The organism is Sphingobacterium litopenaei (assembly GCF_014692495.1).
GTDB lineage: Bacteria > Bacteroidota > Bacteroidia > Sphingobacteriales > Sphingobacteriaceae > Sphingobacterium > Sphingobacterium litopenaei.
The window spans coordinates 38,510-54,773 of sequence record NZ_JACOIJ010000024.1 but is presented as its reverse complement, the minus strand read 5'-3'; the positions used below and the strand labels follow the sequence as shown (position 1 = coordinate 54,773).

12 protein-coding genes and 2 tRNA genes are annotated in these 16,264 nt (G+C 36.9%); 2 read left to right on the top strand and 12 right to left on the bottom strand.

Annotated features, from left to right (window positions below; translation table 11 throughout):
- Positions 1 to 312: 312 nt before the first annotated feature.
- From rplT to H8B04_RS12190, 5 genes are all read right to left on the bottom strand, one after another.
- Positions 313 to 657 carry a 50S ribosomal protein L20 gene (gene rplT, locus H8B04_RS12210; protein ID WP_165292162.1) on the bottom strand — a complete coding sequence of 115 codons (345 nt, stop codon included), beginning with the start codon at positions 655 to 657 and terminating at the stop codon, positions 313 to 315.
- 98 nt (positions 658 to 755) lie between these two features.
- A complete protein-coding gene (rpmI, locus tag H8B04_RS12205) occupies positions 756 to 956 on the bottom strand; it encodes a 50S ribosomal protein L35 (protein ID WP_165292161.1) in 201 nt (66 codons plus the stop codon).
- A gap of 41 nt (positions 957 to 997) precedes the next feature.
- Positions 998 to 1,522, bottom strand: a complete 525-nt coding sequence (infC, locus tag H8B04_RS12200) for a translation initiation factor IF-3 (protein WP_394343352.1) — start codon at positions 1,520 to 1,522, stop codon at positions 998 to 1,000.
- A 48-nt stretch (positions 1,523 to 1,570) separates the two neighbouring features.
- Positions 1,571 to 3,496 (bottom strand): threonine--tRNA ligase, encoded by a 1,926-nt coding sequence (gene thrS, locus H8B04_RS12195; RefSeq protein ID WP_190302532.1) that lies wholly within the window; start codon positions 3,494 to 3,496, stop codon positions 1,571 to 1,573.
- A 461-nt stretch (positions 3,497 to 3,957) separates the two neighbouring features.
- Complete coding sequence (locus tag H8B04_RS12190) at positions 3,958 to 4,482, bottom strand: FRG domain-containing protein (RefSeq protein WP_190302531.1); 525 nt, start codon at positions 4,480 to 4,482, stop codon at positions 3,958 to 3,960.
- 205 nt (positions 4,483 to 4,687) lie between these two features.
- On the opposite strand from H8B04_RS12190, the gene rlmF reads away from it, so the two are divergent.
- On the top strand, positions 4,688 to 5,566 hold the full coding sequence (gene rlmF / locus H8B04_RS12185) for a 23S rRNA (adenine(1618)-N(6))-methyltransferase RlmF (protein ID WP_190302530.1): 879 nt from the start codon (positions 4,688 to 4,690) through the stop codon (positions 5,564 to 5,566).
- A gap of 288 nt (positions 5,567 to 5,854) precedes the next feature.
- Here rlmF and H8B04_RS12180 read toward each other — a convergent pair whose 3' ends face one another.
- The 4 genes from H8B04_RS12180 to H8B04_RS12165 form a co-directional block, all read right to left on the bottom strand.
- Complete coding sequence (locus H8B04_RS12180) at positions 5,855 to 7,762, bottom strand: DUF294 nucleotidyltransferase-like domain-containing protein (RefSeq protein WP_190302529.1); 1,908 nt, start codon at positions 7,760 to 7,762, stop codon at positions 5,855 to 5,857.
- 10 nt (positions 7,763 to 7,772) lie between these two features.
- Positions 7,773 to 8,420, bottom strand: coding sequence for a 3'-5' exonuclease (locus tag H8B04_RS12175; RefSeq protein WP_190302528.1), 648 nt, complete (start codon positions 8,418 to 8,420; stop codon positions 7,773 to 7,775).
- A gap of 246 nt (positions 8,421 to 8,666) precedes the next feature.
- Entirely contained in the window at positions 8,667 to 11,990 is a 3,324-nt protein-coding gene (locus H8B04_RS12170) for a DUF5107 domain-containing protein (RefSeq protein WP_190302527.1), read from the bottom strand.
- A gap of 17 nt (positions 11,991 to 12,007) precedes the next feature.
- Positions 12,008 to 13,345: a sugar porter family MFS transporter gene (locus tag H8B04_RS12165; protein WP_190302526.1), complete on the bottom strand. Its 1,338-nt coding sequence runs from the start codon at positions 13,343 to 13,345 to the stop codon at positions 12,008 to 12,010.
- 131 nt (positions 13,346 to 13,476) lie between these two features.
- Here H8B04_RS12165 and H8B04_RS12160 point away from each other — a divergent pair, with 131 nt between their 5' ends.
- Positions 13,477 to 14,370 (top strand): AraC family transcriptional regulator, encoded by an 894-nt coding sequence (locus H8B04_RS12160; RefSeq protein ID WP_190302525.1) that lies wholly within the window; start codon positions 13,477 to 13,479, stop codon positions 14,368 to 14,370.
- A gap of 63 nt (positions 14,371 to 14,433) precedes the next feature.
- Here the strand turns inward: H8B04_RS12160 and H8B04_RS12155 are convergent.
- The 3 genes from H8B04_RS12155 to mgtE form a co-directional block, all read right to left on the bottom strand.
- Positions 14,434 to 14,507 (bottom strand) — tRNA-Asn (locus H8B04_RS12155).
- Between the two features lie 82 nt (positions 14,508 to 14,589).
- A tRNA-Asn gene (locus H8B04_RS12150) sits at positions 14,590 to 14,663 on the bottom strand.
- Between the two features lie 112 nt (positions 14,664 to 14,775).
- Positions 14,776 to 16,155, bottom strand: a complete 1,380-nt coding sequence (mgtE, locus tag H8B04_RS12145) for a magnesium transporter (RefSeq protein ID WP_190302524.1) — start codon at positions 16,153 to 16,155, stop codon at positions 14,776 to 14,778.
- Between the last annotated feature and the right edge of the window lie 109 nt (positions 16,156 to 16,264).

Here is a 16,264-nt window from a genome sequence, read left to right as displayed (position 1 = left end):
TCTCCATATACCTGTCGAATCTACCGCGGAATGTTTCGGATAGTTTAGGGCTTTGTCTTGTTATGCAGACTCACCCACATCCAACGGCCTCATTCGATTTCTGTGCGTCAGGCCAGAGATTTACCGCAGGCTTCCTTCAGATTCCCCCTCGCGAAGGACAACCTTGCCTTAAGTTAACGTTTCCCACTATCAAGGCACGTTCGGGACTTACACCCTAGAGTTCACGCCCATGCCGGGCGCACATAAAAAGAAAGGGAACTCTCACGAGTTCCCTTTTATATCTAACAAATTGATAGCGGTTTAAAAACTAAATTATTTTACTGCATCAATAACTGCTTTGAAAGCAGCTGGGTTGTTTAAAGCTAAGTCAGCTAATACCTTACGGTTTAAGCCAATGTTTTTAGCGTTTAATTTACCGATCAATTGAGAATATGAAATTCCGTGTTGACGAGCACCCGCGTTGATACGTTGAATCCATAAAGCTCTAAACTCGCGTTTTTTGGTTTTACGGTCGCGGTAAGCGTATTGTAAACCTTTTTCTACTGTATTTTTAGCAATAGTATATACTTTGCTACGTGAACCGAAATAGCCTTTAGCTAATTTCATGATTCTTTTTCTTCTTCTTCTCGAAGCAACTGCGTTAACCGAACGTGGCATATTTTTAAAAATTAAATTTGGTATGAGGCGCTGTGTATCTCAACTAGCTTACGACCCGATACCCGGTTATAAAATATTGTTAATTGTGCTGAAAACGATTATTTACCAATCGCTAACATGCGTTTTACGTTACCTGTATCACCATCAGAAACTAATGCTGTGTGAGTCAAGTTACGTTTTTGTTTCGTAGTTTTCTTAGTCAAAATGTGGCTTTTGAAAGCACTTTTTCTTTTGATTTTACCTGTTCCAGTCAATTTGAAACGTTTCTTTGCGCTGGAATTGGTTTTAACTTTTGGCATAATACTTATTATTTTATATCAATCTGTTAGAATATCTTTTTTTACTTTTTCGTTCCTTTAGGAGCCAAAGTCAAGAACATACGTTTACCTTCCAATTTTGGTAACAATTCCACTTTACCATAATCTTCCAATGCCTGTGCAAAACGTAACAACAAGATTTCACCTTGCTCTTTGAATACGATAGCACGACCTTTGAAGTGAACGTAAGCACGTACTTTCTCACCTGCCTCTAGGAAGCGCATAGCATGCTTTAATTTGAAATCAAAATCGTGCTCACTTGTATTAGGTCCGAAACGGATCTCCTTAATAATCGTTTGCTTCGCGTTCGCTTTGATTTCCTTTTGTTTTTTCTTTTGTTCGTAAATGAATTTACTATAATCCACAATTTTACAAACAGGCGGTACAGCATTTGGCGAAATCTCTACTAAATCTAACTCCAACTCATCAGCCAATTCCAATGCTTTACGCGTAGGATACACTCCTGGCTCAACATTATCACCCACTAAACGTACTTCAGGCACACGTATAAATTCATTTATACGATGCTCTGGTTCTTTCTTTCTCATTGGTGGTCTTGGACCACTAGGTCGTTTTAATGCCAAATGTTTAAATTTTTAAACGGTTATTTCTTTTATTAATAAATCTCTAAATTCTTCTGCTGTCATAGAACCTAAATCCACTGACCCGTGTTTACGAACAGAAATTGTGCCACTTTCCATCTCTTTTTCCCCTACAATCAACATATAAGGCAATTTCTTAACTTCGGCGTCACGGATTTTGCGTCCTACCTTCTCGTCTCTAAGATCGATCAGACCGCGAATATCGGAATTATTTAGCGAATCTAAAAGATTTTGAGCATATTCTTCGTATTTTTCTGACACAGGCAAGACGATAAATTGCTCAGGCGCAAGCCATAATGGAAACTGACCACCACAGTGCTCGATCAATACCGCAACAAATCTTTCTAATGATCCGAATGGTGCACGGTGAATCATCACAGGACGGTGTTTTTGATTATCCGAACCAGTGTATTCTAATTCGAAACGCTCAGGCAAATTGTAATCTACTTGGATTGTACCCAACTGCCATTTACGTCCCAACGCATCTTTCACCATGAAGTCCAATTTAGGACCGTAGAATGCCGCTTCACCGTATTCTACCACTGTGTTCAAACCTTTTTCTGCAGCAGCTTCAATGATCGCTGATTCAGCTAAAGCCCAGTTTTCATCCGAACCAATATACTTAGAACGGTTCTCTGGATCTCTTAGCGACACTTGTGCTGTAAAATCTTCGAAACCTAAGGCACCGAAAACGTATAATACTAAATCAATTACTTTTTTGAACTCGTCTTTTACTTGGTCAGGACGACAGAATAAGTGCGCATCATCTTGTGTAAACCCACGAACACGTGTCAATCCATGCAACTCACCGGATTGCTCATAACGGTATACTGTACCAAATTCCGCAAAACGAACCGGCAAGTCTTTGTACGAACGAGGTTTTGTTTTGTAAATCTCACAGTGGTGTGGACAGTTCATTGGTTTCAAGAAGAATTCTTCACCTTCTACAGGTGTATGAATCGGTTGAAACGCATCTGCACCATATTTCTCGTAGTGACCCGAAGTAATATACAAATTTTTGTTACCGATATGCGGTGTGATAACAGGCTCATACCCTGCTTTCAACTGTGCTTTTTGCAAAAAGTCTTGCAACTTTTGACGTAAAGCCGTTCCTTTTGGCAACCACAATGGCAAACCTGCTCCTACTTTTTCAGAGAAAGCAAATAATTCCAATTCTTTACCCAACTTACGGTGATCACGTTTCTTCGCCTCTTCAATGAATTTCAAGTAATCTGTCAATTCAGAAGCTTTAGGGAATGTCACCCCATAGATACGAGTCAACTGTTTGCGTGACTCATCTCCTCTCCAGTACGCACCAGCTACATTTGTTAATTTGATAGCTTTGATGAATCCTGTGTTTGGAATATGTGGACCACGGCACAAATCCGTGAAATTTCCTTGTGAATAGAATGTGATAGAGCCATCTTCTAGATCTTTGATCAAATCCAATTTGTACTCATCACCTTTTTCTGTGAAATAGTCTAATGCTTCCTTTTTGGAAACTGCTCTACGCTCAAACACTTCTTTTTGCTTCGCCAATTCCAACATCTTGTCTTCAATTTGTTTGAAGTCATCCGATGAGAATTCTCTATCGCCAAAGTCTACATCGTAGTAGAAACCGGTTTCGATAGCTGGACCAATACCAAATTTGATACCTGGATAAAGTGCCTCCAAAGCTTCAGCTAATAAGTGAGCAGAAGAGTGCCAAAAGGTAGATTTACCTTTGTCGTCATTCCAGGTTAACAATTTAACAGTCGAATCTTGTTCAATTGCACGTGAAGCATCCCATACTTCACCGTTTACCTCAGCAGCTAAAACATTTCTAGCTAATCCTTCAGAAATAGACAACGCCACTTGCATCGCTGTTGTCCCTTTTTCAAACTGACGTACTGAACCGTCAGGGAGTGTAATGTTAATCATCTACAATTATGATTTAAAATTTTGAATTTAGTAAAGCTGACTTTAGCTACAATGCGTACAAATACATTGCATATCGACTAAAATCCGCGAGGTGCAAATTTACGAATTATTTAACCAAATAATGAAGGATATGAAAAATGAAAAGGTTTAGCGTTAGATAATCGAATTATTTATCGCATACATTATTTTTTTTGAAATACCTTCTAAACCTGGGCATATTGAATCATAAGAAATCCCATATTATATAAATCTCTTTTTATGCTTTTCAAAGCCTCTTTTGGAATTACAATTTGATTAAGAAAATCAATTTTATTTGGGTGATTTTTAAGTCCATCCATATCATGACCAAAAAGGGTAAAACAAGAGTTTTGATTTTTTAGTCTCTCATCAATATAAAAAGGTTTTAATGCAATTGGATATTTTGTGCGATCGTTTTTACTAGGTATCTTAAAAGTCTGCCTTTAATGTAAATAAGACTCAACAATTATATCTTTATCAAATGAATTATATAAAAATCCATATTTATGATTAGACCCTTCATAAAGTTTTTGTGTAAAGAAATTCAACTTATAAGCATCTAACACCCATATAAAAATATCATGTTCTAAATTTTCATTCTCAACCGCAAAAAATAGTGAAATTAGCGCATTATCAGTCCAATCTAACAATCGAGTTTCAATTCCATAATGTTGCATTAGAAAATAAATTCCATTTACATGATTAGTTAATTGATGTTTAACCAAAAAAGGATATGCTTCATTCTTGAATGTCGAAATTAGATTATCTTCTTTTACACCAAAATCATGGCAAGAAACAGGCGGAATTACATATTCTCTAAATATACTTGGGATTAAATGTGTTTTCTCGTATTTGGTTGATTCTGCTCTAAACCACAGGCTATATTGATAGGGATATGTTAATTTTTGAAACCCCTTAACTGCAGTGATAAAATCCGAAATTGATTGGATATTTTTCTTTTCCTCCATAAAAAACAAAGACAACTTGTAATTAAATAAAAATTTATTAATTGATAACTTTTAGAATGAAAGACATTAGCACAAAGAATATTTATTATTCAATTAAAAATAATCAATATTCAAATAAATCTTACGACTATTAGATTAAATATAGAAATCGACTGTTTGTAAATCTAAAGCTGTACCTTTGACCTTTAAGAGCAAATAAATAAGAATGCATAATAGAAATAAGCACTTAAATGGTTACGACTTAAAAAAATTAAAATCCGCATACAAAGGATTAAGCAGTCATATCATTCAAAACAATCAAAAAGATACTATCGACTTTTCGAATCCAAAATCCGTTTTGGAACTGAATAAAGCATTATTAATCGCAGATTATAAATTAAAATACTGGCAACCGACGCCAAACAGTCTTTGCCCTGCTGTACCAGGAAGAGCGGATTATATCCATCATTTAGCGGATTTATTAGCAACGACTAATAATGGAACTATTCCGACAGGAAAAGAAGTTAAAATATTAGATATCGGAACAGGTTCAAGCATTATCTATCCTGTTATTGGTGCGCAAGAGTACAATTGGGATTTTGTAGGAACTGAAATTGACCGCGCATCTGTGCATCAAGCAGAAGTGAATGTCAACAAGAATATTTGGTTGAAGAAAAAAATCAAATTACGTTTTCAGGATAATAGAGAAAATATTTTAGACGGCATTATTTTCCCCGAAGATAAATTTGATGCGATAATGTGTAATCCTCCATTTTTCAAATCAAGAGAAGATAACTGGACAAAGAGCACCAAGAAATTTCAAAATCTGAAAAAAGGAACAGAATCGCCTACAGTACAAAATTTCGCTGGCCATCCAAATGAACTTTGGTGTCCAGGTGGTGAAAAAGCTTTTATCACCCAATTAATCTACGACAGCCAGAAATACAAAAAACAGATTAAGTGGACCACTTCTTTGGTTTCCAGCAAAGAAAACTTAAAACCTCTGATTGCTGTTTTGGAATACCACAAAGCCGCTCAAATCGAAATCATCGAAATGGAGCAAGGCCAAAAGAAAATGAGAATCCTCGCTTGGCGTTGGGAATAAAACTTAAAAAAGCTTTCAGATAGAATCTGAAAGCTTTTTTAAGTTTTATTAATCTACGAGATTACGTTTTGAGGTAAAATCCTAATTAGAAATACGTCATTTTGACGATAGGAGAAATCTAGTATTTGACTTTCACTTCGAGGTATTATTTGAAATAATATATATAATATTCCTCCCAAAACTATTAGATTTCTCACATTCGGTCGAAATGACGTGGGAAACTACAAAGTTAGTTAATTATTCAGAATAACCTATCGTACTAGCACAGTGCATTATCATCAATAACTATTAAAAAAGCTCTTTTGTAAACTCCACACGTATACGTGATTGAAAACCCTCTATAGTCTTGAAAATCTCTTTAAGTGTTACCTGTTCGATTTTTGTTAAACTAGTTGGATCAATAAAGTTGTTAGGTTCTGAATTATCTTGAATAATGTCATTAGCCTGCTTTTTCAAACGCAATGCCATCAGATAATAATAGGAATGAAGGAGTTCGTGTGCAGCGGATTCCGAAAAAACCTCGTTTTTTTGAAGTGCTTTTATCCTTTCTCCTGTATTCACCTTGAAAATACGATGTTTTAATGCATATACACGTACCAAATCCACGATCGGTGTCATTGCTTTTTTAATATCAAAAACTTCCCGGTCTCCTACGTTTATAGTGCGTATATTCTTGAGGAATGAGGTAAGCGGAGGTTGATACTGCAATGCATTTTTTGCCATCTGGAAAAACAACTTTTCTAAAGGTTGTTTTAATTTTTCATCCAAAAATTCATGAAGCTCATCCATAATTGTCGCATCACCATAAATGTAACGACAGTCGAAGAAAGTCGAAAATTTAATACTTGTTTCGGGAACAGATTCTTGTAGCCATAGCTCATAGTTATTTTTCCAATGTGACAAAGAATGGGTCCATTTTGGATTTTTGGCCATAAACCCGCCACTACAGAAGCTGAATCCAACAAAATCCAGATGCCCTGACACCATATCAGCGAACTTAAGAAAATAGGCTCTCACTTCCTCACGGTGCTCATTAGCCTTGTCTTCATAAATAATGGCGTTGTCTTGATCCGTTTTTAAAGTCTGTTCCTTTCGGCCTTCACTCCCCAGCACCATAAAGACAAATTTAGCGGGAGGCTTGCCAATCTCAGCTATTACATTTTCTATTATCTTGATCAAGATAGTGTCCGCTATGGATGTAATAATTTGGTTAACGATCTCGGCATTGACTCCTCTCCCAACCAATTGCTTGATCATATGAGGCACATTATCCCATTTACCTTTTAGCTCATCCACCGATAATGCCAGCTTAACTGATTGAATAAAAACCAACGGAGATTGTGCTTGCTCACTAAGTAGACGGTTTCTACTAATAATTCCTTCGAGCGTACCTTTATTATCTACCAAGAGATAGCGGGTCTTCGAACGAAACATCATCAGTATCGCTTCATATACATACGCCTGATTATCGATGGTCACTACAGGAGTGTCCATTATTTCCTTCGCTGCAACAGTGTTATCAAATCCACGTTGCGCCACTATTTTGTCGCGCAATGTAATATCTGTAATAAACCCGACCGCATGCCCAGCTTCATTACGAACGATGAGACAACTTCTTTTATGATCCGCCATAAGCGTTGCCGCTTGCCACGCAGGTGTATATTCATCACAATACAATATATCCTGGGCATCTACGCTTTCTATCCGCCTCGAATATAACTGTTCGGCGGCAATATAGCTTTGTTCAAAGGAAGGGGGAGCTTTAGTAAAATGAGCAAAATCATCATCCGCCATTAGACGTCCATATTCAGCTGTGAAATATTGAAAAAAGGCATCGTTAGACTGACAAAGCCCAGCAAAATACTTTCGTTTTAATGAAAGCACTACCGTGCCCTTAGTAGCAATAACAGTACGCAACGATTTCTTTCTATTCAAAAGTATGGATATACCTCCATAGCAAAAGCCTTCTCCATGTGATTTGGGCAATCGTTTATTATGCTCCTTATCGTAAAAAAAAGACTCGTATTGTCCCTTAACAATGACATCAACACCTTTCATTTTGGTGATTTCCTGTTGATAAATCAAGGTATCTTTGCTATATTTTGTTTCAGTAAAAAGATCCGCAAAGTCAGCAAGTACTTCCAGTGACAGCAAATTGAATGGGGGAATATTTTTTAGAAATTCTACTCGGTTCATCGTAAAAGGGTTATTTTGAAACTACTTTTATATGATCATAACCTATCTTTCGTTCCTTAATCTGATCCAAAATTGTCTTTTCGGTTATATATCCACTTTTGAATAGTTCGAAAAAACATTCTGCAGTCGCTAAGGTATCACAAAGCGCGTCGTGATAATTTTGGAGCGATTTATAGAAAAGTACGGCATATAATTGAGACAAATGAAGAGGTCTCGCGTGTGGTGTCCCTGCAAGATATTTTGTTGCTAACATCGTACAGAATGCCGGAATTTGATTTAGATCATACTCAATCTTGGCTCGGCGCAACTCCACTTTGAGTAAATTAAGGTCAAATTTCAAAAAGTGGCAAATCAATAAAGGATCGTACATCTGAAAATCTAAAAGAAGCCGATTCAACACTTCTTGGCGTGAAAATCCATTTTGCTGCCGAAATCGATCCGTAATCTTGTGAATTTTTAGTGCCGAAGACGTGCTTTGAAAATCCTTTTCGTCAATATAAAGTTTTTCGCGCTTGATTTCATTTCCATCAAGAGTATAGATTACCCAAGAAATCTGCACCAAATAGGGCCAGTCACTTCCGTCTAGTGAAGACACATCCCATCTTACCGGTTCTCCGGAAGCTTCCGTATCCAAAAACATATAATGTGATTTTATCATTTATTTAGCCCCAGAGTAATCTTAAAATCAATCGTTATTCAATATTTTAACACCATTAAAAAACAAGCACTATAAAATTTCTAAGAATAAAAATCCCTCTTTAAACATAGACAACTTATAATAACAAACTTAAATAAAGTTGACGGCATCATCAATATAATTAATCCGACCTTTGGACAATATAAATGATTATACGTTTCAAACATAACTTAAAAACACATAGCCTTCCATCTGGAAGGGCTTATGTTATCCATATTCGTTTGCCATAGCCAAGTGAATCTTTGCTCCGAAGTGTTGCTGATCCAACATTAGAACTTCTCCAAACGATGCTTTTGCTTCTTGAATCTGACCTAAACCCAATTGCCCTAATCCAAGAATATACAAACAATGTATTTTGTTTCTCAAATTCAAATCATCGTCAAAAGTCATCATATTCGGCAACGATACGGCAAAATAATCTATTTCAACGACGTCCTGCATATGTTGCTCTCCGTAATTAATTAGATTAGAAAAAACTACTTGAGCTTCGCTCTTTTCTCCTAAAGCATGTAGCGCAAGTCCTTGATAAAATATTTTGTCAGGTTGCTGATCATTATAAAAAACAGCTGCAGAAGGCTCACGCAATCCTAATGTTGCTCTTGTGAAATTTTCTTTGGCAAGCGATTCTTCATTCAAGCCTTCGAATGCTTTTCCCATCCAATAAAACACATCATTATCATGCGTCCCGTATAATTTACCTTCACCAAGATTTTCCGGGAAGTTTTGTGTTTTGCCTAAAAGGCCCAAAGCTACTGTGTATTGATTATTTTTAATAGCTGATTTCGCCATTTCAACCAACGCATTGACATATTCAGCCGTGACTTTTCCTTCTCCACCTTCCCAAGGATGGAATTTTCGAGCCATAATGAGCGAATATGCTTTCTTAGAATCACCTAAAAAATTATGTAATGAAAGATATTCCAAATACAGATCGTCACGTTCCATTACAACATTGAATTCATTTTCCAAAAGTTGCAATCTTTCGCTTGGGCTTCTATTCACACGCTTGTACAATTGATGCAATTCCATTAATACACGCGCATCATACTTATCTAAAGCAAAAGCTTTCTCATAAAATTCAATCGCCTTTTCTTGATTTCCTCTTTTATTAAAGTAAGCGATACCGAGATTACGATAAGCTGTAGGAAAAGCAGAACAAATCTTTACAGACTCTTCCCAATTAAAAATTGCATCCTCATATTGCCTTTTATCGTACCAAAGATTACCCAAATAATAAGGTGCTAAATGATCCTGATTAATATGTTGTATAGCATTTTCAAGAACAGCAATATCGTTTACATCATTTGGAAAACACAAATAAGAATCTTGTTTAAAAGCATTATTCAAATAAAAATTTCTTAATTCATTATCACCCAACTTTCCGGCATAATATGCAAGATAATATTCGGTCAATGGCGTACTACATTCCGAATCCAACAATTCAATGAAGTTCGTAGCTTCCGTATATAATCCAGCATCCGCATAATCTCTAGCATAAGCGAGTATATTATTCCCTTTATTGCGTGACAAGGAGATAATTTTGTTTCGACAATTTTGTGATTCCTGAGTTTTATTTTGCACAGCAAGTACATTCATCTTTTCGAACAATGCCCCCAAATTAAAACGATCTCTACGAAGTGCCTCCTCTACTACTAATAAGGCATCTTGTTGTCTATGTAATTTTCGCAACACAAAGGATTTGAGCACATACGCCTTGCCGTTATTAGCATTTCTATCCAGCGATTTGGAAATGTGACCCAATGCTTCTTCATATTTTTCGTTACTAATATCAATCTGCGCTAGAGAGAAGTATCCTACATCCTGCCACTGACTAGTCCAAATCGTTTTATAGAATGAGTCATACGCTTTTTGTAAATTCCCTACAGCTTTACAAGCTAAACCAAGATTGTAATAAGGTGCACTGTCATACGGATTTGGATTACGAGAAATTAAAGTTTCTATGGCTTTTTCGAAATAAGGAATAGAGGTTTCAAATTTCCCTCTTCGCAGATACCACAAACCCAAAGCATTATTACAACGTATATCCTTTGGATCGCGATCCAATGCCTCTTGGTAATATTCTATTGGATTGTAAGTCGCATGACGATATTGTTCCAGATGTAATCCTGTAAGATAGAGCTGTTCATTATTTTCAACTTCTGAAGGTTTCAATGCTGCCTTTGCTGGAGAAGGTAATTCATTAGAGATAGCATTAACATCATATTGATATTCCAACAAAACCTTTTGCGTATCGCGGATTTTGACAGAATATTTTGATGCATTTAGATTCTGGGTTAAATCAAATTGGACAGAAAATACCTGCTCCGGATTGACATTAAAATTTTCTTCATGAATCAGATTCTCATCAATAAAAAACTGAAGAGTAAGGTTTTCAAATGCTAAAGTCGCATAAACTTTTATTTCAGCTTGCTGACTATTTAATTCGACGTTCAACAAAAGGTCTTTTGTAGCATTTTTTACTAATCCCAATTCGGCATAAGGCAAAAAATACTGCGTAAAAGTTTTCTCTTCATACGGATTTAGCCAACTAAAATCAGGCTGATTGTCCGTATACATACCTGTCATTAGTTCGATATATGGACCATCCTCATCGGTCAAATTTCTATCCCACGCAAGTCCAAAATCACCATTTCCCCAAGTCCACTGTTTCTTTCCTGGACTAACATGATGATTTGCCACATGCAACACACCGGCTTTAGTATCGTGCTCATAGCCACCCATAAAATCATATTTCGAATTAATGGCCATATAGGACGTTGGCACTGGAATATTTTTGTAGCGCGAAATATCAGTACCTGGCGAATAATCTACTTTGTAATACACCCCAGTCGCAATAGGAAAATCTGAAACATCACGCTTTCCATGGTCAAATACAGCATTGACATCAGGCGGAAATACAGATTGATATTCGTCATTCACTTTTACTGCTGGATTTGCCCACCACAAAAATGTTTGTGGAATAGGCGTGCGATTGTACAATTGTGCCCTAATCTCTAAATAGGCCTTGTCTGGATAAAGCGTAAAACCAGCCATGCCTTTTGTTCCAAACATCTGCTCAATTTCATTAACCCACACGGTCTTGCTTCCATCCTCATTGATTTCAATATCATAATCGATAGGCTGAAATGTAGAAGGTCTATGGTGTTGTGGCCAATTGAATTCAATACCTCCCGAAATCCATGGACCCGCAAGACCAACCAACGCTGGTTTGATTACTTGATTGTAATAAATGAAATGCCTACTCCGAATTTTGTCATACGCCATCTGCACTCGCCCACCCAACTCAGGTAGTACAAGAATTTTGAGATACTTATTTTCTAAAAATACCCCTACGTATTCTTTATCTTCTTTTACATCTTCTATCTTTTCAATCACAGGATTAGGATATACGACTCCCGAACTTCCTTGATACACTCTTTTCTCAAAGAACATTGGATTTTTGTCAGGCGCTCCAACACCATATGTCGGAATTACAATATTTTCTATCCAAATATTTACAGTATTTTCCATAATATATAATCTCTAGCTTAATGTCTAAAATTTCCTTCTAATTCCTCTAGTGTCTGTCCTTTGGTCTCTTTGACTTTACGCAATACAAACACAAAACCTAACACACAAATTCCAGCGTACAGATAAAATGGCCCATATGTACCTAATTTTTCGGCTAGTATTGGGAAGGTAAAAACCAATATAAAATAGGCTGACCAAAGTGCTACCATAGCTAACGAAGTAGCCATACCTCGTACCCGATTTGGAAATATTTCAGAAATTAGAACCCATGTTACTGGCGCAAGAGAGGTGGCGTACACACTGATAGACAAAAGCACAAAAATTGAAACCAAAACTGAACTAATTTGATTTTGCAGTAGAAACGCTAGAACTACATAAGTAATTGCCAATCCTAGCGCCCCAATTAGCATCAATGGCCTTCTACCCAATTTATCAACTTGCCACATTGCTACTAGCGTAAACAATAAGTTTACGATTCCTATGGACACCGTTTCAAAGAGTTGTTGATCCAATGAAGCGCCTATACTCTCAAAAATGGTTGAGGTATAATTGAAAACAACATTGATCCCACAGAATTGCTGAAAGATCGCCAAAGTAACTCCTATCACCACCGCAGGACGAACACTTTTGTGCAAAACTTCCTTGAATGATATAGGCGAAGTTTCTTTATTAGAATTTACCACTTCATCCACGGTTTTTTCGACCACAGCAGAATTACCAAATCGAAGCAATACAGCTCTAGCCTCTTCTAATCTACCTTTTGCAATCAACCAACGCGGACTTTCGGGTAACCAAACGATGCCAATCAAAAACAACAAAGAAGGAACCACACCAAGTCCAAACATCCAACGCCATGAATCTTCTCCGAGAATGGAGAGTTTATAATTCACGAGATTAGTAATTAAAATCCCTATTACGATCGTTAATTGATTGATAGCAACATTTCGCCCTCTGACCTGTGCAGGCGATATTTCAGCAATATAAATTGGACTTAACATCGAAGCCATACCCACACCGATACCCGAAAGAAAGCGCATTACCACAAAAGTTTCAAGCTGTGGTGCGATAGCCATTCCGAAAGAGGAAACCGCAAATATCAAGGCTGCACCAAATAGTCCAAATTTACGCCCATAGGAATCGGATAATTTTCCAGCAATCAGACAACCTACAATACAACCTAACGCTAATGATCCCGTTAGAAAACCTTCCCACCAGGCATCCAATTCAAATACAATTCGCAGAAAAGGTAAGGCACCAGAAATTACGGCAAAATCAAATCCGAAAAGATATCCCCCCAGCGCAGATATAAAAGATATAGCTAAGATATACCTATTGTTGTATGTGGCGTTTTGCATAAGTAGTATAAGTTTATGATTGGTAAAGTAAAATTAAGGGGTTATTATCTTAAAAAAATAGATAAAAAACAGAAATTAATGTACTATCTTACGATAAAACCTACTAAAAAACGACTAAAAATAAACTAAAAATGGACAAAACCAAGAATTTAAGTATTAAGATAGCGGAAGGATTTATTGGTCAGAAGATGCAGGTATTATCACCTCATGAGATTTCTGATTTGCATAAAAATAAACTTGCTCAAAATTTATACTTGACCGCCATTGGTTTATATCCTAAAGCACTGGCACACGAAAGATTTCGCACAAAAGGAAGCGAAGAATACATTCTATTATATTGCACCGAAGGTGAAGGTTACATCAATTTGGAAAAAGAATCTCATTCGCTGAAGGCGAATACGTACTTCATCTTACCTAAACACATCGCCCACAAATACGGTAGCTCTCTAAAGAATCCTTGGAGTATATATTGGATTCACTTTACGGGGGCATACAGCGACAGCTTATACCAGCGTTACAAAGAAGAGTTTATGGATCCCGTAGTAGAAATACCATACGATCCAATTAGAATTAAGTTGTTGGAGTATTTAATAGAATTAACTGAACACGATTTGACAGCATATAAAATGGAGTTATTACACATGCAGTTAATTCAGTTAATTTCTTCGTTTATATATAAAAGCAGGAATGATACAGAAGACGAAAAAAATAGCATATATCAATCCATTAGCTATATGAAAGAAAATGTGGACCAGAAAATCTCGATTAAAGAATTAGCTAATTTGACGAATTATTCAGTCACGCATTATTCACAACTCTTCCGTGAGCAAACGGGATATTCACCTATTCAATATTTTTTAAGATTAAAAATTCAACTATCCTGCCAATACCTTTATTTTTCTAAACTAACGATAAAAGAAATTTGCAAAAAAATTGGAATTGAAGACCCTTATTATTTTTCACGCTTATTCAAAAAGCAAATGCTTATATCTCCTAAAGAATACCGCAATAAGCATAAAGTATAGATTTTTGGAAAGAAATGATTATAAAGCAAAAAAGCCTTCAAAAAAATGAAGGCTTTAATTTTGCTCTTCCTCTTGGGCTCGAACCAAGGACCCTCTGATTAACAGTCAGATGCTCTAACCAGCTGAGCTAAGGAAGAATTTTGAAACTTTACAGTTTCTGGTTAAATCATGATGTCAAGTTTTCACACTTGAAAGTCCTATCGACACTGGACTTTTTTGCTCTCCCTCTTGGGCTCGAACCAAGGACCCTCTGATTAACAGTCAGATGCTCTAACCAGCTGAGCTAAGGAAGAATTTAACCTACTTCATTTCCGTTTCGGTGATGCAATTATCGGAAGATTTTAAGAGTTCTCCAAACATTTTTTTAAGGTTTTTTACAACTCATTCATTCCCAATAAGAATATTTTACAACAAAACACCTTTTAAAAGCAATGTGGCGAATGTAAAGTATATAAGTAGCCCAGTTACGTCTACCAATGTAGATACAAATGGTGCAGAAGAACTCGCAGGATCCGCTCCTAGCTTACGCAAAAGGAAGGGAAGCATAGATCCGACAACCGATCCCCAAAGCACAACACCTATCAGGGAGAAACTAATTACTAACCCAATCAATACCCAGTGCTCGCCATAATATGCTGAAAAAAGTTGCCACGTGGCAATTCGTATGAATCCAAGGGTACCTAAGATTAATCCAAGAATAGTTCCTGACAAAAATTCCCTTCGCATTACACGCCACCAGTCTGTAAGAGTGACTTCCCCCATAGCCATAGCTTGGATAATCAATGTCGAAGCCTGTGAGCCACTATTACCTCCACTTGACATAATCAATGGCATTAAGGCAAATAATACAATAGCGCTCGCCAATTGGGACTCAAAATGATCAATAACCGTTGTTGTCAATAATTGACCAAGAAAAAGAACAATTAACCAACCTGCACGTTTTTTTACCAAGTGCATGATCGTAACATCCAAATATGGCTCATCCAAAGCCTCCGTACCCCCGAAGCGTTGCATGTCTTCAGTATACTCTTCGTTTGCTACCCAAAGGATATCATCAATCGTAACGATTCCTAGCATGATTCCTTGCTCGTCAACAACAGGAAGTGCCACACGATTATTCATCCGGAACACCGTGACTGCTTCTTCTTGCGGATCATTTGCATTTAGAGAAATCAGTCGATTATCGATTAACTCTCCGACCTGAGATTCTGGCTCCGCCAAAAGGATATCTTTGATTCGAATATCGTCGATCAATCGACCATCTGAATCGATGACATATAATACATCAATCGTCTCGGAAGCTCCACCATACCGACGGATATGATCCAAGATTCTGTTGATCGTCCAATGCTCTTTTACAGTAATGTAATCGGGTGTCATCAGACGTCCGACACTATCCTCTGGATACCCCAAAAGTGAAAGCGCTTCCTTACGCTCTTCTGGTGTCAATAAAGTGATCAAGCGTTTCACCACATCGCCCTTCAATTCACCGAAAAATGAAGTCCGGTCATCGGGCGGCATCGTGTTCAAAATCTCACGAACTTTATTAGCAGAAATCTTTTTAAGGATACGTTCTTGGGTGGGGAAATCTAAAATCCGAAATACATTTACAGCGCGGTTCAAATCTAGGGTTTCGATAAACAGAGGTCCATGTTCTGGAAGTTCGTCGATCAACTCCTCCACATCTGAAATATTGAGTTCATTCAAATATTCCGCCAACTCAAGATTGTTTCCATCTTCAATTAGCTGCTCGAGTGTTGCGACATGCATTTCCAATTCTTCCATTTTGCTCCTCCGATTATGATTTCCCTACATTGGTGTCAGACTTTAGTTCTGATGCAAAAGTCGTTTTTTTCTCGCAAAAAATATAATCTTTTTTTGTTAATCGATCAAT